The 23,469-nt window shown below is 69.5% G+C and carries 26 protein-coding genes; 8 read left to right on the top strand and 18 right to left on the bottom strand.

All coding sequences use genetic code 11. From position 1 onward, the window contains the following. The first annotated feature begins 11 nt into the window (after positions 1 to 11). Both glgC and serB read left to right on the top strand, forming a co-directional pair. Positions 12 to 1,253, top strand: coding sequence for a glucose-1-phosphate adenylyltransferase (glgC, locus tag B7K23_RS09470; protein ID WP_084126352.1), 1,242 nt, complete (start codon positions 12 to 14; stop codon positions 1,251 to 1,253). Then, entirely contained in the window at positions 1,250 to 1,885 is a 636-nt protein-coding gene (gene serB, locus B7K23_RS09465; protein WP_084126351.1) for a phosphoserine phosphatase SerB, read from the top strand. The genes glgC and serB overlap by 4 nt, the downstream gene beginning before the upstream one ends. On the opposite strand, the gene B7K23_RS09460 is transcribed toward serB, so the two are convergent. The 6 genes from B7K23_RS09460 to fabG all read right to left on the bottom strand — a co-directional run bounded on the left by B7K23_RS09460 (position 1,882) and on the right by fabG (position 6,222). After that, entirely contained in the window at positions 1,882 to 2,382 is a 501-nt protein-coding gene (locus B7K23_RS09460; RefSeq protein ID WP_084126350.1) for a hypothetical protein, read from the bottom strand. The two genes, serB and B7K23_RS09460, sit on opposite strands and share 4 nt — an antisense overlap. A 41-nt stretch (positions 2,383 to 2,423) precedes the next feature. Further along, positions 2,424 to 3,335: a hypothetical protein gene (locus B7K23_RS09455; protein WP_143338220.1), complete on the bottom strand. Its 912-nt coding sequence runs from the start codon at positions 3,333 to 3,335 to the stop codon at positions 2,424 to 2,426. A 404-nt stretch (positions 3,336 to 3,739) separates the two neighbouring features. Then, positions 3,740 to 4,180, bottom strand: coding sequence for a hypothetical protein (locus tag B7K23_RS09450; RefSeq protein ID WP_084126348.1), 441 nt, complete (start codon positions 4,178 to 4,180; stop codon positions 3,740 to 3,742). Positions 4,181 to 4,182: 2 nt separating this feature from the next. Beyond that, on the bottom strand, positions 4,183 to 4,689 hold the full coding sequence (locus B7K23_RS09445; RefSeq protein WP_084126347.1) for a histidine phosphatase family protein: 507 nt from the start codon (positions 4,687 to 4,689) through the stop codon (positions 4,183 to 4,185). 4 nt (positions 4,690 to 4,693) lie between these two features. Beyond that, entirely contained in the window at positions 4,694 to 5,461 is a 768-nt protein-coding gene (gene fabI / locus B7K23_RS09440) for an enoyl-ACP reductase FabI (protein WP_084126346.1), read from the bottom strand. Between the two features lie 56 nt (positions 5,462 to 5,517). Continuing rightward, entirely contained in the window at positions 5,518 to 6,222 is a 705-nt protein-coding gene (gene fabG / locus B7K23_RS09435) for a 3-oxoacyl-ACP reductase FabG (RefSeq protein WP_084126345.1), read from the bottom strand. A 187-nt stretch (positions 6,223 to 6,409) separates the two neighbouring features. On the opposite strand from fabG, the gene B7K23_RS09430 reads away from it, so the two are divergent. Continuing rightward, a complete protein-coding gene (locus B7K23_RS09430) occupies positions 6,410 to 7,255 on the top strand; it encodes an SURF1 family protein (RefSeq protein WP_084126344.1) in 846 nt (281 codons plus the stop codon). Positions 7,256 to 7,328: 73 nt separating this feature from the next. Here B7K23_RS09430 and B7K23_RS09425 read toward each other — a convergent pair whose 3' ends face one another. Next, the gene (locus B7K23_RS09425; RefSeq protein ID WP_084126342.1) at positions 7,329 to 8,927 is read right to left on the bottom strand and encodes an ABC-F family ATP-binding cassette domain-containing protein; all 1,599 of its coding nucleotides are present in this window, start codon (positions 8,925 to 8,927) and stop codon (positions 7,329 to 7,331) included. 144 nt (positions 8,928 to 9,071) lie between these two features. Here B7K23_RS09425 and B7K23_RS09420 point away from each other — a divergent pair, with 144 nt between their 5' ends. From B7K23_RS09420 to B7K23_RS09405, 4 genes are all read left to right on the top strand, one after another. Beyond that, complete coding sequence (locus B7K23_RS09420) at positions 9,072 to 9,680, top strand: biotin transporter BioY (RefSeq protein WP_084126340.1); 609 nt, start codon at positions 9,072 to 9,074, stop codon at positions 9,678 to 9,680. Between the two features lie 9 nt (positions 9,681 to 9,689). Next, positions 9,690 to 10,397, top strand: coding sequence for an energy-coupling factor ABC transporter ATP-binding protein (locus B7K23_RS09415; RefSeq protein ID WP_084126338.1), 708 nt, complete (start codon positions 9,690 to 9,692; stop codon positions 10,395 to 10,397). Continuing rightward, positions 10,394 to 11,101 (top strand): energy-coupling factor transporter transmembrane protein EcfT, encoded by a 708-nt coding sequence (locus tag B7K23_RS09410; RefSeq protein ID WP_084126336.1) that lies wholly within the window; start codon positions 10,394 to 10,396, stop codon positions 11,099 to 11,101. Before B7K23_RS09415 ends, B7K23_RS09410 begins: the two co-directional genes overlap by 4 nt. Before the next feature lie 69 nt (positions 11,102 to 11,170). Next, positions 11,171 to 12,586, top strand: coding sequence for a basic amino acid/polyamine antiporter (locus tag B7K23_RS09405; RefSeq protein WP_084126334.1), 1,416 nt, complete (start codon positions 11,171 to 11,173; stop codon positions 12,584 to 12,586). Positions 12,587 to 13,085: 499 nt separating this feature from the next. Here B7K23_RS09405 and B7K23_RS09400 read toward each other — a convergent pair whose 3' ends face one another. The 11 genes from B7K23_RS09400 to B7K23_RS09350 all read right to left on the bottom strand — a co-directional run bounded on the left by B7K23_RS09400 (position 13,086) and on the right by B7K23_RS09350 (position 22,508). After that, a complete protein-coding gene (locus B7K23_RS09400; protein ID WP_084126332.1) occupies positions 13,086 to 13,628 on the bottom strand; it encodes a DUF1697 domain-containing protein in 543 nt (180 codons plus the stop codon). A 7-nt stretch (positions 13,629 to 13,635) separates the two neighbouring features. After that, positions 13,636 to 13,959: a metal-sulfur cluster assembly factor gene (locus tag B7K23_RS09395; protein ID WP_062202514.1), complete on the bottom strand. Its 324-nt coding sequence runs from the start codon at positions 13,957 to 13,959 to the stop codon at positions 13,636 to 13,638. Next, complete coding sequence (gene sufU / locus B7K23_RS09390; protein WP_084126330.1) at positions 13,952 to 14,434, bottom strand: Fe-S cluster assembly sulfur transfer protein SufU; 483 nt, start codon at positions 14,432 to 14,434, stop codon at positions 13,952 to 13,954. Before sufU ends, B7K23_RS09395 begins: the two co-directional genes overlap by 8 nt. Further along, complete coding sequence (locus tag B7K23_RS09385) at positions 14,431 to 15,699, bottom strand: aminotransferase class V-fold PLP-dependent enzyme (protein WP_084126328.1); 1,269 nt, start codon at positions 15,697 to 15,699, stop codon at positions 14,431 to 14,433. The genes sufU and B7K23_RS09385 overlap by 4 nt, the downstream gene beginning before the upstream one ends. Positions 15,700 to 15,704: 5 nt before the next feature. Continuing rightward, on the bottom strand, positions 15,705 to 16,460 hold the full coding sequence (gene sufC / locus B7K23_RS09380) for a Fe-S cluster assembly ATPase SufC (protein ID WP_084126326.1): 756 nt from the start codon (positions 16,458 to 16,460) through the stop codon (positions 15,705 to 15,707). Between the two features lie 23 nt (positions 16,461 to 16,483). Next, positions 16,484 to 16,825, bottom strand: a complete 342-nt coding sequence (locus B7K23_RS09375; protein WP_084126324.1) for a non-heme iron oxygenase ferredoxin subunit — start codon at positions 16,823 to 16,825, stop codon at positions 16,484 to 16,486. Further along, complete coding sequence (sufD, locus tag B7K23_RS09370) at positions 16,822 to 18,003, bottom strand: Fe-S cluster assembly protein SufD (RefSeq protein ID WP_084126322.1); 1,182 nt, start codon at positions 18,001 to 18,003, stop codon at positions 16,822 to 16,824. The genes B7K23_RS09375 and sufD overlap by 4 nt, the downstream gene beginning before the upstream one ends. Further along, positions 18,000 to 19,436, bottom strand: coding sequence for a Fe-S cluster assembly protein SufB (sufB, locus tag B7K23_RS09365; protein ID WP_084126320.1), 1,437 nt, complete (start codon positions 19,434 to 19,436; stop codon positions 18,000 to 18,002). Before sufB ends, sufD begins: the two co-directional genes overlap by 4 nt. A 2-nt stretch (positions 19,437 to 19,438) precedes the next feature. Further along, entirely contained in the window at positions 19,439 to 20,089 is a 651-nt protein-coding gene (locus tag B7K23_RS09360) for a metalloregulator ArsR/SmtB family transcription factor (RefSeq protein WP_084126318.1), read from the bottom strand. Positions 20,090 to 20,424: 335 nt separating this feature from the next. Beyond that, on the bottom strand, positions 20,425 to 21,381 hold the full coding sequence (locus B7K23_RS09355; RefSeq protein ID WP_084126316.1) for an amidohydrolase family protein: 957 nt from the start codon (positions 21,379 to 21,381) through the stop codon (positions 20,425 to 20,427). Further along, a complete protein-coding gene (locus tag B7K23_RS09350) occupies positions 21,378 to 22,508 on the bottom strand; it encodes an alpha/beta fold hydrolase (protein ID WP_200809818.1) in 1,131 nt (376 codons plus the stop codon). The genes B7K23_RS09355 and B7K23_RS09350 overlap by 4 nt, the downstream gene beginning before the upstream one ends. A 164-nt stretch (positions 22,509 to 22,672) precedes the next feature. On the opposite strand from B7K23_RS09350, the gene B7K23_RS09345 reads away from it, so the two are divergent. Next, a complete protein-coding gene (locus B7K23_RS09345) occupies positions 22,673 to 23,422 on the top strand; it encodes a hypothetical protein (RefSeq protein ID WP_084126312.1) in 750 nt (249 codons plus the stop codon). Positions 23,423 to 23,469: the final 47 nt, after the last annotated feature.

Raw genomic sequence — 23,469 nt, 5'->3', positions numbered from 1 at the left:
ACGCTGGACATATGTCAGCGCCGAAAGTTCTCGCCATCGTCCTTGCAGGAGGTGAGGGCAAGCGACTGATGCCCCTCACCGCATCCCGCGCGAAGCCCGCCGTCCCGTTCGGCGGCACCTACCGCCTGATCGACTTCGCCCTGTCGAACCTGGTCAACTCCAGGTATCTGCACGTCGTGGTGCTGACGCAGTACAAGTCCCACTCGCTCGACCGCCACATCGCGCGCACCTGGCGCATGTCGCCGCTGCTGGGCAACTACGTCGCCCCGGTGCCCGCGCAGCAGCGCCGCGGCCCGCACTGGTACCTCGGCTCGGCCGACGCGATCTACCAGACGGTCAACATCATCGAGGACGAGCGGCCCGACATCGTCGTGATCGTCGGCGCCGACCACGTCTACCGCATGGACTTCTCGCAGATGGTCGACGCGCACATCGAGTCCGGCGCGGAGTTCTCCGTCGCGGGCATCCGCCAGCCGATCGGCCTCGCCGACCAGTTCGGCGTCATCGACGTCGACCCCGCGAGCCCCGACCGCATCCGCGCGTTCCTTGAGAAGCCGAAGGACCCCGAGGGCCTTCCCGACAGCCCTCACGAGATCCTCGCGTCGATGGGCAACTACGTCGCGAACGCCGACGCGCTGCTCGAGGCGCTCGTCGCGGACGCCGAGGACCCGGGCTCCAAGCACGACATGGGTGGCGACATCGTCCCCTACTTCGTGAACAAGGGCACGTGCGGCTTCTACGACTTCATCCGCAACGACGTGCCTGGCTCGACCGACCGCGACCGCGACTACTGGCGCGACGTCGGAACGCTCGACATGTACTACGACGCGCACATGGACCTCATCGCGGTCCAGCCGGTGTTCAACGTGTACAACGACCAGTGGCCGCTGCACCAGGGCCTCATCACGCACCCGCCGGCGAAGTTCATCCACTCCGAGGAGGGCCGCCTCGGCCATGCCGCGGACTCGATCGTGTCTCCCGGCGTGATCGTCTCGGGTGCCACCGTCACCGGCTCGGTGCTCTCCCCCGGCGTGCGCCTCCACTCGTGGTCGACCGTGTCGGACTCGGTGCTGCTCGACGACGTGATCATCAACCGTCACGCCCAGGTGCACCGCGCGATCCTCGACAAGAACGTCGTGGTCGAGGAGGGCGCGCGCATCGGAATCGACCGCGAGTCCGACATCGCCCGCGGCTACACGGTCACGGAGTCCGGCATCACCGTCGTCTCGAAGAACACGGTCGTCACCGCATGACCCGACTCTGCGTGATGGACGTCGACTCGACGCTCATCACCGCGGAGGTCATCGAGCTCATCGCGGAACGTGCGGGCACGCGCGCCGAGGTGGCTGCCGTGACCGAATCGGCGATGCGCGGTGAGATCGACTTCGCGGAGTCCCTTCGTCAGCGCGTCGCGACGCTCGAGGGCGTGCCCGACACGGTGTTCGCCGAGGTCATCGCCGAGGTCGAGTTCACCCCCGGTGCCCCGGAGCTCGTCTCCGGACTCCAGGCCGCGGGCTGGGAGGTCGCCCTCGTCTCGGGCGGATTCGTCGAGGTCGTCGCGTCCCTCGCGTCCCGGCTCGGGATCACGCGCTTCCGCGCGAACTCGCTCGAGGTGGCCGACGGCCGTCTCACGGGTCGCACGCAGGGTCCCGTGATCGACCGCGCCGCGAAGGCGGTGACCCTCAAGGAGTTCGCGGCCGAGATCGGCTGTGCCCCCGAGGACGCGGTCGCGATCGGCGACGGCGCGAACGACCTCGACATGATGGGGGTCGCCGGCCTTGGCATCGCGTGGCACGCGAAGCCGATCGTCCAGACTCAGGCGGACGTCGCGCTCAACGGCCCGCGTCTCGACGAGGCGCTTGACGTCATCCTCGCCTGCGCCTAGCGACCTGAATCGTAGAGGTATTCGGAGACCCCGAGCCATCGCTCCAGGAGCTTTCTGCCGCGACACGCCCAGTAGGCGATCGAACCGATGACGTTGTCGATGAATTCCTCGACGTCTCCGAGGTCGAGTTTCCCCTCCTCGCCAATGTAGCCCTGTGGGATGCAGAGACCTCTGTTGTTGCCATCGGCGTCATGGAAGTCAGTGAACACCCCACCGCGTTGCTCGCACACCTCCTTGAAGCAGTCGAGGCTGTCGGACCCACTTCCGGTTCGGGGATCTTTCTGCAGGAGCACGACGCTCGGGTCTCCGGTCTCCTTCCACTCGTCGACCAGGTGCCCGGGGACGCCCTGAGAGACCAGCAGAGGGCGGACCACCGCGAACCAGTCGTCAACTCCTTCGAGGCTCTCACGGATGAGAGCCCTCGTGTATCGCAAGAACTCCAGGTCGGCGCGCGTGCGCGCCGCCCGTGCGCGGGCTGTGAGCTCATCTGGTGCCATCCTGGGCCTCCCCTAGGTCCGCGGTGCGAAGCGTGCGCCCGTTACGCCAACGCCGACACGGGCGGCGCATCGAGCGGCACGATGAGCCGCAGGGTTCCGGAGAACTCGAACGAGAAATAGCCATCGCGAGTGTCGTAATTGCGAAAGACTGTGAATGTCGGAGACAGATCCTTGGGATGCAGAAAAGTGCTGAAGTTGACCGAGCCATCGAACTCGGGAAACCCCGGGTCCTTGAGCCACTCGGTCACACCATCCCAGACCTTCCCGAAGGTCGAGTCACGGTCCGCGTAATTCGTGTAGATGGCGATCGCTTCATCGTGGAGCGTCATCTCGAGTGTGAAATCGCTCTGCGGAAGCACGCCGATCACCACGCGGCGTCCGACCGGAGGAAGTTCCCCGACCCCCGGAGCGCGGCCCGGTGTCCACTTCCACTCGTGTTCGTAGATCACCTCGCGCTCCTCGTCCCGCCACTGGTAGACGCGTACCCAGATCGCGAACTCCTGTCGGTCCTCAAAGATCGAGTCGTGATCGGTCGCGCGCACGACGACCGGGTCCACGCTCACCGTGAATCGGGGGTCGATGCGCAGTGTCTCCGCCTCGAAGGAGGTGGATCCGTCGACGGACGCGACGGCCACTGACACGAGAACCTTGCCAAGCGCGGCGCCGAGCGTGTATGCGTGCTGCACCCGGTAGGCACCCGGCGGAGCGAGCGGGCTCGTCGCCGGAGGCTTCCGGAGGTCGACCACATCCGTCGCTCCGTCGCCCCAGTCGATCGTCGCCTCACGGTTGGTGGAAGACGGGATCATCGTCACCGTCGCTACGACGCTGTCGATCAGGAACTCGATCAACTCAAGGCGTGCAACCTGAGTCGGCTCGAGCAGCGTCGCCGCCTCAAGCGGTTCCGCGTAGGCCGGGTGCCCAAGACTGGCGATCGGCTTTGTGCTTTGGTCCATGCCTGCCCCCTGCTGCGCCTTGACCGTCGCGCGGGCCCGGAATCCCTTGGCCGCTCCCGCGTCGGGGGCGTGTGAGTCGTCCCCACCACCGACCATGCCGGACAGCGGTAGACAGGTAGTCAACGTCGGGTAGACGGCGCCACCCGTCGGCTCCGGCCAGGGCGGGGGCTGCGTCCGACCAGCCGCCCAGCCCAGTCAGTCGCGCACGGCGAAGGCCATGATCGCGCAGGCCGGTGCCACCGCGTCCGTGCTCAGCCGATTGAGACTCAGCTCTACGAACACCTCGTGCACGAGTCCGTCCTCGCCCGCGCGGACACGCGCCGGGTACGCGCGCACGAGGCTTGAGCGGCCTTTGGCGAAGGTCGAGGGGAGCCGCGCACGGCGTGGTCGGATCCGCCCGCGCCTCAGTCTCCGAGAACAGCCCTGAGCTCGGCCGCCTGCCGGGTCCAACGGTCCCGCATCTCCTCAGGCACGGAGTCGCCGCCGATGCGCAGCGCGGTCTCGAGCGCATGGGCCACGGCGCCGGTCGAGCGCTCCTCGGGAGACGCAGCCTCGCCGACGCGGGCTCCTCCGAGATCGACCCGCGCGGACTTGCCCCACCGTCCGGTCGACTCGTCCCACAGCAGCTCGCGGTGCATGCGGTACTGCATATCGGCGGGCGCGAAGTCGCCCGAGAGCGCCATGACGGGAAGCGCGACGATCAGCGTGTCGACGTCGACGCCACGAGAAGCGCCCTCGTCGGGGTCACCCGCGAGGACCACCCCTGAGTCGGCGCGAGGTCCCCAGCGCAGCAGCCACCAGCGCAACGCATCGAACTGACCTGCCGCGGTGTTCTCCGCTGGCATCGTCAGACGTCGCGGCCGGACAGCACCGCCGTGAGGCGCGCGGTTCGCGCGTCGAGCTCGCTCCAAGGGCAGTCGAACTCGAGGACCGCGGCCGTCCCGGTGGGCAGCCCGTGAGCGACACGCTGGAGCGCCCTCTTGTCCGAGCCCTGGCCCGACAGGAACGCAGCGGCGGCCGACGACGTGGGCTCGTGCCCCACGACCACGACGACCTCCTCGCCATCGAGCGCGTTGAGCTCCTTCAGGAGGCCCGGCACGTGCGTCTCATAGAGCGAATCGACGGTGCGGGACGCGCACCCGTCGAGCGCGTTCGCCATAAGCTTCCACGTCTGCTGCGTGCGGCTCGCGGGAGACACGAGGGCGAGCGTCGGCACGAGGGACTCCTCGGCGATCACCTCGCCCAGGAGCATGGAGGCCTTGCGACCGATGACGGCGAGCGCGCGGTCCATGTCGCTCAGGCCGGGCGCGGGGGCCTCGGCCTTCGCGTGGCGGGCGAGGATCAGCGTAGGCACGGCACTACTGTCCCATAGCGTGCACTCCGCCGTCCACGTGGATCATCTCCCCCGTGGTCGCGGGGAACCAGTCCGACAGCAGGGCCGTCACCGCCTTCGCGGTGGGCTCGGGGTCGGACGAGTCCCAGCCGAGCGGCGCGCGCGTGTCCCAGTTCGACTCCATCTGGTCGAAGCCCGGGATGTGCTTGGCGGCGGTCGTCTGGATCGGCCCGGCGGACACGAGGTTGCAGCGGATCCCCTGTGCACCCAGATCGCGGGCGACGTAGCGCGAGACGGACTCGAACGCGGCCTTCGCGACGCCCATCCAGTCGTACACGGGCCACGCGTAGCGGCCGTCGAAGGTGAGGCCGACGATCGACCCGCCCTCGGACATCAGGGGCGCCGTGGCGGCCGCGAGCGCCTTGAGCGAGTACGCGGAGATGTGCACCGCGGTCGACACGTCGTCCCACTCGCCGGACATGAAGTTGCCGCCCATGACGGTCTGCGGCGCGAAGCCGATCGAGTGGACCACGCCGTCGAGGTGCGGCACGTGCTCGCGCACCCTGTCCGCGAGCGCGGCGACGTGCTCCTCATTGGTGACGTCGAGCTCGACGACCTTCGCCTCGACCGGCAGGCGCCGCCCCATGGCCTGGGTGATCTTGAGCGAGCGGCCGACCCCCGACAGCACGACCGTCGCGCCCTGCTCCTGGCACAGGCGCGCGACGTGGAAGGCGATCGAGCCCTCCGTCAGCACTCCGGTGACCAGGATGTTCTTTCCCTCGAGCATGCCCATGTCATTCTCCTTAGCGTTCTTGGAAGCCTAGTGTGCGGTGCGGCCTGCGGCCGGTGTCAGTGACCCATGCCGAGGCCGCCGTCGACGGGCAGCACGGCCCCCGAGACGTAGCCCGCGGCGTCGGAGGCGAGGTAGACAGCGGCTGCCGCGACATCGTCCGTCGCGCCGAAGCGCTTGGCGGGGATGGTCGCCTCGTACTGCTTCTTGGTGGCCTCGGGCAGCTCGTCGGTCATGTCGGTCGTGATGAAGCCGGGGGCGATCACGTTGGCGGTGATGCCTCGCGCCCCGACCTCGCGGGTGATCGAGCGGGCCATGCCGACGAGCGCGGCCTTGGACGACGAGTAGTTGACCTGGCCGGGGTTGCCCATGAGGCCCACGACCGAGCCCACCAGCACGATGCGTCCGAAGCGCTCGCGCATCATCGAGTTGACGGCGCGGCGCACGCAGCGGAACGTGCCGGTGAGGTTCACGTCGAGCACCGACTGGAAGTCCTCGTCGCTCATGCGCATAAGGAGCCCGTCCTTGGTGATGCCGGCGTTGGCGACGAGCACGCGCACGCGACCGTGCTGCGCCTCAAGCTCGTCGAAGGCCGCGTTGACGGCGTCGGTGTCGGTCACATCCGCGATCGCCCCCGTCACGCCCTCGGGCAGGTCCCCGCCCCGGTAGATCGTGCTCACGGTGTCGCCGTTCGCGACGAAGGCCTCCGCGAGCGCGCGGCCGATGCCGCGGTTCGCCCCTGTCACCACCACGTGTCGTGTCATGCATCCCACGGTAGTGGAGCCTCGGTCACACGGACGATGTGGGGGTTCGTGCGCGTCAGGGGTCCGGGATTGTCGGGCTCGGACAGTCCACAGGGACGATGCGTGAGGTAGGCGATGGACGATGCTCGCCCTGGGCGGGGCGCGGGGCGTGCGGTCCGAGGGTGCGCGGCGGGAATAGCATCGGGGGGTGTCCGCACCCATCCCCCGCTCCCGCTGGCTCGCCGTCGCGCGCGAGATCGGGTGGGGACGGCTCGCGCTCACCGCGCTGATCGTGCTGGTCGCGTCCGCGCTGTGCGTCGTCGCGGGCCGCTGGCAGTACGGGCGCTACGTCGCGAAGGCCGACGCGATCGAGGCGTACGAGGCCGCGCAGACGCACTCCATCGCACCAGTCGAGGAGGTCGCGGGCGCGGGCGGCTCGCTTGCCGACGACGCTCAGTGGCGCACCGTGACCGTCTCGGGCGTGATCGACGCGGACAGTGTCGTCGCGCTGCGCAACCGTCCCGTCGACTCGACCGCGGCCTACCAGTACCTCGCGTGGGTCGATCTCGAGGATGGCTCGGCCGTGCTGGTCAACCTGGGCTGGGCGCCGGTCGGCGCCGCCGAGGACACCGAGGACGCGCTCGCCGAGGTGCTCACGGGTGCCGACGTCACGTTCTCGGGCACCCTGCGGTCGTTCGAGGAGGACGACGGGAGGCGCGATGCCGGGGCGACCCGCATCGTCCCCGCCCAGATGGGAGACCCCGGCACCGACAGCATCGTCCCTGGCTACGTCGTCGCCTCCGAGGACTGCGCGGGACTGTGCGACGACGACGGGCCGCTGCTCGAGGTGCCGCTGCCCACGCTGTCGCTCGGACCGCACCTCAGTTACGCATGGCAGTGGTGGGCGTTCGCGCTGCTCGTGCCCGTGGGCGCGGTGCTGCTCACCAAACGCGATCTCGAGCTGAAGCGCGATCCGTCGGGTTCGAAGCCGGCCCCCGCGCGACCGAGGCGCCGCCGCCACCCCTCGGATGAGGAGATCGAGGACGCGCTCTAGCCACGCCCGCGACGAGTCCCGGGCGCTCGACGCACCCTGGGCTCCCCCAGCACCCTGGGCTCCCCCCAGCGCCCTACGCGAGCGAGATGAGGTCGCGGTAGGTCTCGTTGTAGAGGTCCTCGATCGCGTCGGGCAGCAGCAGCACGCGATCGGGCTCGAGCGCCTCGACCGCGCCCTCGTCGTGCGTGACGAGGATGACGGCGCCCTCGTAGGTGCGCAGCGCGCCGAGGATCTCCTCGCGCGACGCGGGGTCAAGGTTGTTCGTCGGCTCATCGAGCAGCAGCACGTTCGACTGGCTCACGACGAGCGTCGCGAGCGCGAGGCGGGTCTTCTCGCCGCCCGACAGCACGCGCGCCGGCTTGTCAGCATCGTCCCCCGAGAACAGGAACGAGCCCAGGACCTTGCGGACCTCGGTCTCCCCCAGGTCGGGAGCGGCGTGCGCCATGTTCTCGCCCACCGTCGCGTTCATGTCGAGCGTGTCGTGCTCCTGCGCGTAGTAGCCCAGCTTGAGGCCGTGCCCCGGCAGGACCTCGCCCGTGTCCGCCTCCTCCACTCCCGACAGGAGGCGCAGCAGCGTCGTCTTGCCCGCACCGTTGAGGCCGAGCACGACCACGCGCGAACCGCGGTCGATCGCGAGGTTCACGTCGGTGAACACCTCGAGCGAGCCGTACGACTTGCTGAGCCCGTCGGCGCGCAGCGGCGTCTTGCCACAGGCGGCGGGCGTCGGGAACCGGAGCGCCGCGACCTTGTCCTGCTGGCGCACGCCCTCGGTCTCGCCGAGCATCTTCTCGGCGCGCTTGATCATCTGCTGCGCGGCGACGGCCTTCGTGGCCTTCGCGCGCATCTTGTCGGCCTGCGCCATGAGCGCCGCAGCCTTCTTCTCGGCGTTGTCGCGCTCGCGGTGACGACGACGCTCATCCGCCTCGCGCTGACGCAGGTACAGGTCCCACTTCATCGCGTACTGGTCCATCACGCCGCGGTTCGCGTCGAGGTGGAACACCTTGGTCACGGTCTGGCGAAGCAGCTCGACGTCGTGGGAGATCACGATGAGGCCGCCCTGGAACGACGACAGGAAGCCGCGCAGCCACACGATCGAGTCCGCGTCGAGGTGGTTGGTGGGCTCGTCGAGCAGCAGCGTGTCGGCGCCCGAGAACAGGATGCGCGACAGCTCGACGCGGCGGCGCTGACCGCCCGACAGCGTGCCGATCGGCTGAGCGAGCACGCGCGAGTCGAGGCCTAGGTTCGCTGCGATCTGCGAGGCCTCCGACTCGGCCGCGTAGCCGCCGGCCGCGCGGAAGCGCTCCTCGAGGCGCGGGTAGGCGTTCATCGCCTTCTCCTGGACCTTGGGGTCCTCGCTCGCCATGCCCTCCTCGGCCTCCCGCATCTTGCGCATCAGGCCCGCGAGGTCGCGCACCGACAGGATGCGGTCCATCGCGATCTGCTCGAGGTCGCCGGTGCGGGGATCCTGCGGGAGGTAGCCGAGCGATCCCTTCTGGATCGCCTTGCCCGTGGTGGGCAGGCCCTCACCCGCGAGGATCTTCGTGAGCGTGGTCTTGCCCGCGCCGTTGCGGCCCACGAGCCCCACGCGGTCGCCGGGCCCCACCTGGAAGGAGGCGGGGTGCAGCAGCACGCGTGCGCCGATGCGCATCTCAAGGTCCTGGGCGACGATCACGGGGATGGAACTCCTAGTCGGTGGCGGGCACTGCGGCGGGTTGTACGAATCCCACAAGGATCCGCGCCCCTCGCGCAAACCCTCTCGCTCCCCATCCGTCGTGACGATATGGTGAGCCGCCAACCATTATCCCCGGGAGTCACGATGGCACTGCACAAGCACTTCACGGGCCCGAACGTGGCCCTCGTGTCCGTCTTCGCCGCACTGATCGCGGCCTCGACCCTCGCGCCCGCCGTGTCGCTCGCGGGCGGCGTGCCGATCACGCTCCAGACGTTCGCGGTCATCCTCGCGGGCGCGGTGCTCGGCCCCTGGCGCGGCGCCTCCGCCGTGCTCCTCTATCTCGCGGCGGGCACCGCGGGAGCGCCCATCTTCGCGGGCCACGTGGGCGGCCTCAGCGCATGGGCCGGCCCGACCGGCGGATTCCTCGCCGCGTTCATCCCGGCCGCGTTCGTCACCGGCTGGATCGCGCGCGCCGCGCGCCGCAGCGGACGCCTCAACCTGCTGTGGCTCGCCCTCGCGTGCGGCACCGGCTCGCTCATCGTGATCAACCTCATCGGCTGGACCTGGTTCGCGATCCGCCTCGGCTACGACCTGCCCGCGACCGTCGTCGTCGCGCTGCCCTTCGTGCCGGGAGACGTCGTCAAGGTGGTCGCCGCCGCGACCGTCGCGTGGGCCGTGCACCGCGCCTACCCCGGTCTTCTGCCTGTCACCAGGCGTCGTGAGGCGGCACCGGCCGACGCTCCGACCGCCTAGTCTGTTCGCATGATCGTTTTCGAGGACGCGACAGTCGTCGCGCCGGACTCGGGCGTCACCATCCTGGAGCCGACCACCCTGACGCTGCGCGAGCAGCACATCTCCGTGATCGGTGCGAACGGCTCGGGCAAGTCGACCCTTGCAAGGCTCATCAACGGACTCGTCATGCCCACCGAGGGCACGGTGACCGTCGAGGGCAAGGACACCCACAAGCACGGGCGCGAGGTGCGCCGCATGGTGGGCTTCCTGTTCACGGACCCGTCGGCGCAGCTCATCATGCCGACGGCGGCCGAGGACGTGGTGCTGTCCCTGCGTCGCACCGTCAAGGGCAAGGACGCGCGGATGCGCGCCGCGCTCGAGGCGCTCGACTCGCTCGGTCTGGCGGACCGCGCCGACGTCGCGGTGAGCGCCCTGTCGGGAGGCCAGCGCCAGCTGCTCGCGCTCGCCGGCGTGCTCGCCGTCGCGCCGTCCATCATCGTGGCCGACGAGCCGACCACGCTGCTCGACCTCAAGTGGCGAGGCCACGTCGGCGCCCTCCTGCGCTCGCTGCCCGTGCAGCTCATCGAGGTCACGCACGACCTCGACAGCGCGATGCGCGCGGAGCGGACCATCGTGGTCCACGAAGGCAAGGTCGCGTTCGACGGCGCGCCGGGAGACGCGGTCCAGTTCTACCGCGACCTCATCTTCGGCCGCCCCGAGCAGACCCAGCGCGCATGAATCCCACGCTCGGCGCCTACCGGCCGCTGCGCACCCCGCTGCACCTCGCGCCCGCGTGGTTCAAGGTGCTGCTGCTCGCTGCGGTGTCGATCCTCATGGTGTTCGTGCAGGACGTGGTCACCGGGGTCACGTTCGCGTGCGCGTCGCTCGCCCTGTACCTGTCCACGCTGCCGCGGTGGCGCACCGCGCTGCGCGCCGTGCTGTGGACCCTCCTGTTCGCGATCATGGCCGCCGGCTACCAGTTGTGGCGCGGTGAGTGGCAGCTCGGAGTGGACATCGCGTCCGACCTGCTCACCGTCGTCTTCCTGGCACTCGCGGTGTCGAGCTCGACGCCCATGTCCGAGATGCTCGACCTGCTCTCGGGGCTCATGCGGCCGCTGCGGCGGATCCTGCCGCACGAGACGATCGGCCTGATGTTCTCGCTCCTCATCCGCCTCATCCCCGAGATGGCGCGGATCCTCGGCGAGTCCCGCCAGGCCGCGATGGCGCGCGGCGTCGAGCGCTCCCCTCGCGCGGTGCTCGTCCCCGCCGCGACTCGCACCGTCGGCTTCGCGATCGACCTGGGACAGGCGCTCCACGCGCGCGGGATCTCCGACGAGGCCGTCGAGGACCACAGCGCGGAGATCGCCGAGCAGAAGCAGCAGTCGCGCCGTGCGCGTCGCTCGGAGCTCGCTCGGAAGGCACGCCGCCGCCGCGCGCGTTAGCGTGACTACCGGGGCGTCGCTCAGGCACGACGCCGAATCTCGCAGTGCGGACGGCGCAGGGGGTCCCGGATGACGACGCAGCACAAGCCAGTGCGCACGATGGCCATGCCGGTGCTGGCGTCGATGGTCGTCGGGTCGATGGTCGGCGCGGGCGTCTTCTCCCTCCCCTCGTCCTTCGCGGACTCCGCTGGCGGCCTCGCGGCGCTCCTCGCATGGGCCGTCGCCGGCGGCGGGATGCTCATGCTCGCGCTCGTGTTCCAGCGGCTCGCGGTGACCCGGCCCGAGCTGGACTCCGGCATCGTCGCGTATGCCCGCGCGGGCTTCGGCAGCTACCTCGGCTTCTTCTCCGCCTTCGGCTACTGGGCCTCGGCGTGCATCGCCAACGTCACGTACTGGGTGCTGATCGCGTCGACGCTCGGCACCGTGATCCCCGTGTTCGGGGAGGGCGACACGTGGGCCGCATTCATCCTCGGCACGCTCGGCCTGTGGGCCTTCCACATCATCGTCGCGCGCGGCGTCTCCCAGGCCGCGGGGCTCAACGCCCTCACGACCGTCGCGAAGATGATCCCGCTGGTCCTGTTCATCGTCGTCGTGATCTTCGGCGGCTTCTCGTGGGACGTGTTCGTCGAGAACCTGCGCGGCGACACAACCGAGATCGGCTCCGTCGCGGAGCAGGTGCGGTCGACGATGCTCGTCACGGTCTTCGTCTTCCTCGGTGTCGAGGGCGCGAGCGTGTACTCGCGCTACGCGCGGAGACGCGAGGACATCGGTCGCGCGACCGTGCTGGGCTTCGTGTCGGTGCTCGCGCTGTTCGTTGTCGTGACGATGCTCTCGTACGGGGTCATGCCCCGCGAGGAGCTCGCGGGGCTCCGACAGCCCTCGGTCGCGGGCGTGCTCGAGTCGATCGTGGGCACCTGGGGCGCCTGGTTCATCGGCATCGGGCTGCTCATCTCGGTGCTCGGCGCCTACCTCGCATGGCTCATGCTCGCGGCCGAGGTGCTCTTCGAGGCCGCCAAGCAGGACGACGCGCCCCGCTTCCTCACTCTCGTCAACCGCCGCGGCGTGCCGATCAGCGCACTCATGGCAACCGCGGTCGCGACCCAGATCTTCCTCATCGTCACTCACTTCTCCGAGAGCGCCTTCGACTTCTCGCTCGAGCTCACGAGCGCGCTCGCGCTGGTCCCCTACCTGCTCACGGCCGGGTTCGCCCTCAAGGAGGCGCTCGGGCCGCGCCGGTGGTCAGGCGTGCTGGCGATCGCGTCCGTCGCGCTCATCTACACGGTGTTCCTCATCTTCGCCGCAGGCCTCAAGTACGTGCTGCTGTCGCTGCTCGTCTACGGGCCCGCGACGGTGCTCTACGTGTGGGCGCGGCGCGAGCGGGGGCTGCGCGTGTTCACGCGCGCGGAGGTCACGGTGTGCGTCGTCTCGGTGGTCGGGGCGATCGCGGCGGTGATCGCGCTCAGCACGGGCGCGATCTCGCTCTGAGTCCGTTTCGCGGCTGCCCGACCGGGCACCCGCGCGCGTCCGGCGACCCTGCACGCCCGGCCGCCGCATCGTCCCGCGCCACGACCGACCACGCGCGTCCACAACGGCGTATTCAGCCGGTGCCTCACCCGCTTGTGGACGCTCATGGTTGTTTTCTCGTGAGCAACGGCCCCGTGGTGGACGCTGAGGGGTCGTTCGCCCCTCCGCGCGGCGCGACCACCCCGCTCGCGCGGTACGGAATCGTCCACTGGGACACACGCACAGGTGGGAATCGACCATGAGTGTCCACTGGGGCGCACCGGCGAGGTCGCGCGCGCTAGTGGACGCTCATTGTCGTTTCGCGAAGCGCGGCGTCACCCAGTGGACAGTTTCGTACCGGCCACGCCTGGGCATATCCGAGAGCGCCGGCAGGGAGGGAGCCGCAAGCGCCGGCAAAGTCTGCGTGGAGCAGCGAGTGCCGCGCCACATGGTGCCCGCGTGGGGCCGAGGCCCGCATCGCTCAGCCCTCGAGCATCCCCGCGAGCGTCGTCGTGGTGCGCCAGTTGCGGATCGTCATCTGCTTGTACTCGGGCGTCGACATGATCTTCGACAGGTAGCTCTTGCCCGCCTGCGCCTCCGAGCGTCGGAAGTACAGCACGTCCCTCCCCTGCCACACCGCATCGACGCCGTCGCGAAGCCTCACCACTGCATAAGCATCGGCAACCGTCAGGGTCTCGCGCAGGAACACCACGTCCCAGCGGTAGTCGTCGCTCGCGCCGAAGCCGTCGGGCGCATCGTCCACCGTGACGCGGAGCGTCTCGGCCGTGATCGTGACCACGGGGGTGTCGACGCCGAACGACGCGCGCAGGACGTCGCCGACGAGCCCATTGACCTCGAGCGGCTCACGGCCCGGCGCGGAGACGAGCACGTTGCCCGACTGGATGTACGTCCGCACGTCTTCGAGCCCGGCGGCTCCGAGGTCGGAACGCAGCGCCGCCATGGGCACCTTGTTGTTGCCGCCGACGTTGATGCCTCGGATCAGGACGACGTGCGTCGCACCCAAGGACGGATCAGACGTTGAAGCCGAGCGCGCGGAGTTGCTCGCGGCCGTCGTCGGTGATCTTGTCCGGGCCCCACGGCGGCATCCACACCCAGTTGATGCGGAAGCCGTCGACGAGGCCGGCGAGCACCTGAGACGCCTGGTCCTCGAGGACGTCCGTCAGCGGGCACGCCGCCGACGTGAGCGTCATGTCGATGACCGCGTGGCGGTTCTCGTCGATGTGCACGCCGTACACGAGCCCCAGGTCCACGACATTGATGCCGAGCTCCGGGTCGATGACATCGCGCAGCGCCTCCTCGACGTCCGCGACGTTCGCGGGAATGGTCTCAGCCATGCGTCTCTCCTTCCGCGCCCTCGGCAGCCTGCGCATGCGCGATTGCGTCGCGCAGCGCCATCCACCCGAGCAGGGCGCACTTGATACGGGCAGGATACTTGCCGACCCCGACGAAGGCGCCGGCATCGCCGAGCATGTCGTCGCGGTCGTCCCCGAGGTCCTCTCCGCGATTGCCCATGAGGGCACGGAATGCCTCGTAGACCTCCTCGGACTCCTCGATGCTGTGGCCCTCGACGAGCTCGGTCAGCGCCGAGATCGAGGCCTGGGAGATGGAGCAGCCCTGCCCCTCCCAGTGGACCGAGGCGACCGTGGAGCCGTCGAGCCCGACTCGCAGCGTCACCTCGTCGCCGCAGGTCGTGTTGACCTGGTGCGACTCGCCGACGGCGGGCAGGTCCAGCTCGACCAGGCCGGCGCCGTGGCGGGCGCGGGCGTGGTCCATGATGACCTGCTGATACATCTGCTCGAGACTGCTCATGCGGGCACTCCGAAGAACTCTCGGACCGAGGCGAGCCCCACGAGGAACCGCTGGGCGTCCTCCTCGGTCGTGTAGACATGTGCGCTGGCGCGGGTGGATCCGGTCACGCCGAGGCGCTTGTGAAGCGGCTGCGCGCAGTGGTGTCCCACGCGCACCGCGATGCCGAGGTCGTCGAGCACCTGGCCCACGTCATGCGTGTGGACGCCCTCGACGACGACGGTGGCGATGCCGAGCACGTCATGCGCGTCGCCGACGGGTCCGAGCAGGCGCACCCCGGACATCTCCTCGACGCCCTCGCGGATCAGGCGAGCGAGGCGTCGCTCGTGCTCCGCCACCTCGGACATCCCGAGCGCCATGAGGTACTCGGCCGCGGCTCCCATGCCGACCGCCTGCGCGACCGGCTGCGTGCCGGCCTCGAAGCGCGTGGGCGCGGGATGCCACGTCGTCTCCTCGAGCGTCACGACCTGGATCGCTCCCCCACCGAAGACCGACGGCGGAAGCGCGTCGAGCAGCGACTTGCGGCCCCACAGCGCACCGACGCCGGTCGGGCCGAGCATCTTGTGACCCGAGAACGCGGCGAAGTCCACGCCGAGCGCCTGCACGTCGACCGGCAGGTGCGGCACGGACTGGCACGCGTCGAGCACCGTGAGCGCCCCGACCTCGCGGGCCCGCGCCACGAACGCGGCGACGTCGGAGACGACGCCCGTGACGTTGCTCGCGTGAGTGAATGCGACCACCTTGGTGGTGTCGTCCACGACGGTCGCGAGCTGCTCGAGGCGGTGGACGCCCCGGTCGTCGACCTCGATCCACCGCAGGGTGGCGCCCGTGCGGGCAGCGAGCTGCTGCCACGGGATGAGATTGGCGTGATGCTCGACCTGGGTGACGACGATCGAGTCACCGGGTCCGATGCGGAACCTGGCCGACTCGGCGCCACCCTGACCGGCGGAGGCGTTCCCCATGCCGTTCGCGACGAGGTTGAGCGCCGCCGTCGCGTTGGAGGTCCAGACGATCTCCTCGGCAGAGGCAGCGTTCACGAGGCGCGCGACCGACGCCCGCGCACCCTCGAAGGCCTCGGTGGCCTCCTCGGCGAGCAGGTGCGCGCCGCGCGCGACCGCGCCGTTGTGCAGGCGGTCGAAGTCGTCCATCGCCGCGAGCACCGCGTGCGGCCGCTGCGCGGTCGCACCGGAGTCGAGGTACGCGAGCGGCTTCCCGTTCCTGACCGTGCGGGCCAGGAGCGGGAAGTCGTCGCGCAGGTCGGGAAGCATCGTGATTACGCGTCCGCCAGGAAGCGGTCGTAGCCCTCGGCCTCGAGACGCTCGGCGAGCTCGGGGCCCCCCTCCTCGGCGACGCGGCCGTTCACGAACACGTGCACGTAGTCGGGCTTGATGTAGTTGAGGATGCGCGTGTAGTGCGTGATCAGCATGACGCCGAGGCCGGTGTTCTCCTTGACGCGGTTGACGCCCTCGGAGACGATGCGCAGCGCGTCGACGTCGAGGCCCGAGTCGGTCTCGTCCAGGATCGCGATCTTCGGCTCGAGCAGCTCCATCTGGAGGATCTCGTGGCGCTTCTTCTCACCGCCGGAGAAGCCCTCGTTGACGTTGCGCTCGGCGAACGACGAGTCCATGCGCAGGTTGTCCATGGACGTCTTGACGTCCTTGACCCAGGTACGCAGCTTGGGGGCCTCGCCCGACACCGCGGTCTTCGCGGTGCGCAGGAAGTTCGACACGGACACGCCGGGGACCTCGACGGGGTACTGCATCGCGAGGAACAGGCCCGCCTTGGCGCGCTCGTCGACGGACATCTCGAGGACGTCCTCGCCGTCGAGCGTCACGGTGCCCTCGGTGATCGTGTACTTGGGGTGGCCCGCGATCGAGTACGCGAGCGTGGACTTCCCCGAGCCGTTGGGGCCCATGATCGCGTGGGTCTCGCCCGACTTGATGGTCAGGTCGACGCCCTTGAGGATCTGCTTGGTGCCGTCGGGGGTCTCCACGGACGCGTGGAGGTTCTTGATCTCGAGAGTGCTCATGCTGGTTCTCCTAGTGAAAGGTCTTACGAAGTCTTCGGGTTGTCGATGTCGACGAGCACCTGCTCGCCGTCGATGCGGACGGGGTACGCCTTGACGGGCGAGAGCGCGGGCAGCTCGGTGGCCTGCCCGGTGCGGAAGTCGAAGCGGCCGCCGTGCGCCCAGCACTCGATCTCGCAGCCCTCGACGTCGCCCTCCGACAGCGACACCGCGCCGTGGGTGCACGTGTCGTCGATCGCGTAGAACTCGCCGTCTTCCGCGCGGACGATCGCGAACGGCTTGTCCGAGCCGTCCGCGAGGGTGAGCTCGGCCAACAGGGCCGTGCCGGGCTTGACGTCCGTCACGGCGCAGGCAACCTGCTCGCTCACTCGTCGTCCTCGATGTGCTCCAGCTCGAGCTCGATCTCCTTCATGAGGCCGGCCTCGACCTCGGGGATCCCGATCTCGCGCACGAGGTCGGCGAAGAAGCCGCGGACCACGAGCTTGCGCGCCTGGTCCTCGGAGATGCCGCGCGAGCGCAGGTAGAACATCTGCTCGTCGTCGAAGCGGCCGGTCGCGGACGCGTGACCCGCGCCCTCGATCTCGCCGGTCTCGATCTCGAGGTTCGGCACCGAGTCGGCGCGCGCGCCGTCGGTCAGCACGAGGTTGCGGTTGAGCTCGTAGGTGTCGGTGCCCTCGGCCGCGGCGCGGATGAGGACGTCGCCGATCCACACGGTGCGGGCCGACTTGCCGGCGAGCGCGCCCTTGTAGGTCACGCGCGACGTGCAGCGCGGCACTGCGTGGTCCACGAACAGCTGGTGCTCCTGGTGCTGACCGGAGTCGGCGAAGTACAGGCCGAACAGGTCGACCGAGGCGCCCTCGCCCGCGAAGGCCGCGGACGTGTTGAGGCGCACGGCCTTGCCGCCGAGCGTCACGACCGAGCCGCGCAGGCGCGAGTCGCGACCCAGGCGAGCGACGACCTCTCCGGCGTGGACGGCATCGTCCTCCCACTGCTGGAGCAGCACGAGGTTGAGGCCCGCGTTGTCGCCCAGGTCCACCGAGACGAACTCGGAGTACGTCGCGCTGCCCTTGCGGGTGAGGACGATCGTCGCCTCGGCGCCGGGGCCGACCTCGACGAGGATGTGACCGCGGACGTCCTCGCCCGCACCGGTCATGGTGATGGCGATGGGGTCCTCGATGACCGCGTTCGCGTCGACGCGCAGCAGGGTCGCGCCGCCCGAGCGGGCGACGGCCACGGACGATGCGCGGTCACCGGGGGCGCGCACGGAGCGGGCCTTGGCCTCGTCGGCCGGGACCTGGACGAGCTCGACGCCCGCGGGAAGCTCAGGGGCCTCCCAGGTCAGCGAGCCCTCGCCGCCCTCGAGCGAGAGGACCGGCTTGAGGTCGGACAGCGCGGAGAACCGCCACTCCTCGACGCGGTTGTTCGGGATGCCGAAGACCTCGGGGTCGAACGACGTGGGGCGGTCGGCGCGCGAGGCGTCGGGCACGACCTGGCCGTGGCTGTGGGCCGCGTCGGACGTGGCGCGGGTGTGATCGGTGACGGTCAACCGACGGATCCTTCCATCTGGAGCTCGATGAGGCGGTTGAGCTCGAGGGCGTACTCCATGGGCAGCTCGCGCGCGATGGGCTCGACGAACCCGCGCACGATCATGGCCATGGCCTCGGTCTCCTCCATGCCTCGGGACATGAGGTAGAACAGCTGGTCCTCGCTGACTCGCGAGACCGTGGCCTCGTGACCCATGTGGACGTCGTCCTCGCGGACGTCGACGTACGGGTAGGTGTCGGAGCGGCTGATCTGGTCCACGAGCAGTGCGTCGCACAGCACGTTGGACTTGGAGTTCTTCGCGCCCTCGAGCACCTGTACGAGGCCGCGGTACGACGTCCGGCCGCCACCGCGGGCGACGGACTTGGAGATGATCGACGACGAGGTGTTGGGCGCGGCGTGCACCATCTTGGCGCCCGCGTCCTGGTGCTGGCCCTCGCCCGCGAAGGCGATGGACAGGGTCTCGCCCTTGGCGTGCTCGCCGAGCATGAAGATCGCCGGGTACTTCATGGTGACCTTCGAGCCGATGTTGCCGTCGACCCACTCCATGGTGGCGCCCTCGGCAGCGGTCGCGCGCTTGGTGACGAGGTTGTACACGTTGTTCGACCAGTTCTGGATGGTCGTGTAGCGCACGCGGGCGTTCTTCTTCACGATGATCTCGACGACCGCGGAGTGCAGCGAGTCGGACGAGTAGATCGGCGCGGTGCAGCCCTCGACGTAGTGCACGTAGGAGCCCTCGTCGGCGATGATCAGCGTGCGCTCGAACTGGCCCATGTTCTCCGTGTTGATGCGGAAGTAGGCCTGGAGCGGGATCTCGACGTGGACGCCCGGCGGGACGTACACGAACGAGCCGCCCGACCACACGGCGGTGTTGAGCGCGGCGAACTTGTTGTCGCCTGAAGGGATGACGGTGCCGAAGTACTGCTCGAAGAGCTCGGGGTGCTCCTTGAGCGCGGTGTCGGTGTCGAGGAAGATGACGCCCTGCTGCTCCAGGTCCTCGCGGATCTGGTGGTAGACGACCTCGGACTCGTACTGCGCGGCGACGCCCGCGACGAGGCGCTGCTTCTCCGCCTCCGGGATGCCGAGCTTGTCGTACGTCGCCTTGATGTCCTCGGGCAGGTCGTCCCAGCTCGTGGCCTGCTTCTCGGTCGAGCGCACGAAGTACTTGATGTTGTCGAAGTCGATGCCCGTGAGGTCGGAGCCCCAGTTCGGCATCGGCTTCTTGCCGAACATCTTGAGCGCCTTGAGACGCGTGTTCAGCATCCACTCGGGCTCGTTCTTCAGCGCCGAGATGCGACGGACGGTCTCCTCGGACAGTCCACGCTCGGCGATCTCGCCGGCCGCGTCCGAGTCGTGCCAGCCGTACTCGTAGCCGCCGATCGAGGCGATGATCTCCTCATCGCTCTGCGCCGGGGCGTTGTCGGTGGGGGTGCTCATAGTCAACCTTCCTTGGGTGCCGCCGGGGCGACGGGAATGGTGGTGGTGCACACGTGCGCGCCACCCGCGAGGGTGGACAGACGCTGCACATGGACGTCGAGGAGCCGTGCGATCACCTTGGTCTCGGCATCGCACCACTCGGGCGCCTCAGTCGCGATCTCCTGCACAGGACAGTGGCCCTGGCACAGCTGAAGGGTGTAGCCACCCGGTCCGGGGCGCACGGAGGACGCGTAGCCCTTCGCACCGAGGGCATCGGAGACGATGCCGATGCGATCCTCGAGGGACGCACCCTCGGGGATGAGCGGCGCGATCGTGGCCTCGAGCTCACCTACCTGCTGCTCGACGAACTGCTCGAGCGAGCCGGTGCCGCGCAGGAAGCGCACGGCCTCGACCGCGACGGACGCGGTGTCCGACGTGAGCGCGTGCTGACCCTGCGCGGTCGCGACGAACGAACGCGCGGGGCGGCCCCGACCGCGGTCGGCCTGGACGGGCCGCTCGTGGTCGGAGATCAGGCCGTCGTCCTCGAGCGCCGAGAGGTGACGACGCACCCCCGCGGCGGTCAGATGAAGCTCCTCGGCGAGCACCGCTGCGGTGATCGGGCCGTCCGACACGATGAGGCTCAGCACTTGGTCGCGCGTCGAGTCTGCGTGCATGGACGTCTCGCCTCTTCTCTCGTGGGAAGCGGGCATTCGACGCCCGCGGAGCAATTACGAACCATTTTGGATCATTAAAAAGAAGCGCGCAAGCAAGGCACGCCTTACTTGACACGGACGCCCTGGACGATGCGTCGCGTGCCTCAGGCGGACGCTCACCGGCGACGTCTCGACCACGCACTCCGGCCGGCTCCTCGCGTCAACGACGAGGAGCCTCCCGATGTTCCGGCGGGCGCTCGACGGGGAGTCGCCTTGCGGGCATCCGCGAGGGGCGCCCGCACGACGGGAGGCGGCTCCGCGGCGCGCGAGGAGTCACCCGCACGGTGGGAGGCGGCTCAGCGGCGCGCGAGGAGTCGCCCCGCGTTCGCGCGGGTGAGGGCTCGCCAATCGATGTCGCCGGCGGCGCTTGCCGCGTCGAGGCTCGCCACCTGCGCGGCGATGAGGGCGTCCGAGGTCCAGCACGAGTCCGACCCGTAGACGACGCGGGCTGTGCCGACCGCGTGCACGAGCGCGTCGGCGTGACGCGGGAACGGCGTGCCGGCGAGGTCGTACCAGAGGGACCTCAGCTCGGCGTCGACGTCGGGGCCGCCGTCGCCGAGCATCGCTCGCGCGAACGTCGCGATCCTGTCGCCGAGCACCGGCAGTGCTCCCCCGCAATGGGTGAGGACCCAGCGGATGCCTCGATGACGGGTGGTGACGCCCCGCATCACGAGGCTCGCGGCCGCGCGGGTCGTCTCGAAGGGGAACTCGAGCATCGGGCTCGGCGCTCCCCCCGTCACCTGCGCCGCGTTCGGCGGCGAGGTCGGGTGCACGAGGACGACCGACTCGCGCACCGAGAGCGCGGCCCACAACGGCTCGAATGCGGGATCCGCGACGGAGCGACCGCGCGCGTTCGTCTCCACCACGGCGCCTACCGCGGCGGGATGGGCAAGGGCCTCCTCGGCCTCTGCGAGGCTGCCGTCGACGTCAGGAAGCGGCAGCGCGGCGAGGAAGCGGAACCGGTCGGGCCATCGGTCGCACAGGGCGGCCGCCTCGCGGTTCATGTCGCGCGCGAGCACGCGCGCCCGTGCGTCGTCGCCGAGGTGCACGCCAGGCGAGGACACGGACAGGACTGTCGTCTCGATGCCGAGGCGGTCCATGAGGTCGAGCTGGCCCTCGGCACGCCACGTAGGCCAGCCAGGCATGCCGTCCGGGTGCTCGATGCCCGCCGCCTTCCCCGCGGCGACATACGCCTCGGTGACGAAGTGGCTGTGGACGTCGATCAGTCCCTGACCTGCGTGGACGACGGTCACTGCTCGCCGAGGAGGAACCCGTCGAGGATCTCGACGAACTCGTCGGGGTGCTCGAGGTGCACGACGTGGTCGGAGTCGACCTTCACATAGGTGCCATCCTGGAGGTAGGACATCGCGAGGTCGGCGTCGTCCTGGTCCATCGCTCCGTCGAGCAGGCCCTCCTCGTTGTACGACCAGTTCGCGTGCATCAGCAGCACGGGGCACTCGACCGCGGCGAGCGCCTCGGCATGATCGAAGCCCTCATTCCACGTTCCTTCGTAGAAGGCCGCTCCGAAGCGGGGGTCGTACTCCTCGAGCCCCTGGAACAGCAGCTTCACCGTGTCATCGGGGATGATCCCGATCTCGGTGGGCTCGCCGGGGTTGGCGGCGCGGTAGGCCGCGACCAGCCCCTTGATGGCGTCGGCGGAGCCCGGCGCGACGTACTTGTTGAAGAAGCCCTTGTTGGCGTCGAGCCAGAAGTTCAAGAAGTCGTCGGTCTCCCCCTCCTGCACCGCCGCCTCGGAGCTCGAGAAGGCCTTGATCGCGACGGTCTCCTTGATACGCGGGTACTCGGACGCGAACAGCGGCGGGTCCTCGAGGACGATCGCCTTGACCATGTCACCGCGGTTGGCGGCGAGCCAGAGAGTGAGCAGGCCTCCAGACGAGTTGCCCGACACGTACGCGGGCTCCCCGACCACCTCGTCGAGGAAGGCACCGAGGTCCGCGCCGATGTTGTTCGCGCTCATCTCGTAGTCGTCCGGGTAGGTGGTCTCGCCGTGTCCCTGATAGTCCACGACGTACACGTGGTAGTTCTCAGCCAGATCCGGCATGACCCGGCTGTAGTCGAACCAGTTCATGAGCTGCGCGTGGAGCAGCACGAGGGGTTCTCCGTTGTCGGGGCCCTCGACGTAGCTGAAGGCCACCTCGTTCACGTCCGCGGTCTTCTGCTCATACCCCGCGTCGGCCACCTTCTGCACGTAGGGATCGGTATAGGTGACGACCTTGATCACGATCCCCGCGACGGCGACGACTCCGAGTAGGACCAGTCCCCCTGCGATGCCGCCCGTGATCCTCAGCGCGCGACGGCGCCTCCCTCGCTGCTTCCGGGGCGCGTCACTGGCGGGTGCGGTCTCGATGTCGTGCGTCACGGGTTCTCCATCTCTGCGCAGGCGCGGCTCTCGCATCACGCCAATTCTTCATGAATAATATCGAGCGTCTCTGAGCATCATTGAGGATTTGGCTTACGATTCCCTGACGATCGGGGCGCGCCGAGATGGGCCTGGACACGGCCCGGCAACGACGAGGAGGAGCGATGGCACAGGTCGAGGAAGGTACGCGGCGCCGCCGCCGCGCAGAGACCGCCGCCGACCAGATCGCGAGCCTTGCGCGCGCGGCCGCCCCCGGCGACCGGCTCGGGAGCCGCGTCGAGCTGCAGCACCTGTGCGACGTCTCCGTCGGCACCCTGCACGAAGCGCTGAGGCTCCTCCAGGCCACGGGCGAGATCTCGGTGCGCACCGGACCCGGCGGCGGCGTGTTCGCCGGCGACGCCTCTCCCCTGACGGAGCTGCTGCGATCGGGCGGCTCACACGGTCCCGTCACGTTCGGCGAGGCCGCGGCGGTCCTCAACGCGGTGGCCCCCCTCGTCGTGGGCGCTGCGATCGACCACATGGACGACGAGGCGGCCGATCGATTGCGTGCGCGCCTCTCGTCCCTTGAGGGGTCGGCGCGGGGACCTCTGCGGAGCTTCGTCCGCGAGACCCTCGAACTCTTCGCCACGGTGGTCTCGATCCCGCCCGGCGGCATGGCACGCACCGTTGCAAGCGCCGTGATGCGGGTGCAGATCGAGTCGCTCTCGCGGATCGAGGGGCCGATCGATGACGAATGGCGCGACGTGGTCGACGATCACGCGCGGGCAGCCAGCCGGTTCGTGGACGCCCTCGTCCGTCGTGACCTTCCGGCGGCGCTCGGGATCCGCGAGGAGCCTGCCTTCGTCGCCGTCTTCGTGAGGATCAGCCGGACCTGGGCGGTTCCCTCCGTGGCGCCGTCGCGCCTCGACGACTGACGCACGGCGCCCCTCCGAGCACCGACCGACCGTCGACGACGGAGGGG

Origin of the sequence: Demequina sp. NBRC 110054 (assembly GCF_002090115.1) — a bacterium.
In the GTDB taxonomy this organism is placed as follows: Bacteria; Actinomycetota; Actinomycetes; order Actinomycetales; family Demequinaceae; genus Demequina.
This window is presented reverse-complemented; position numbering and strand designations above follow the sequence as displayed.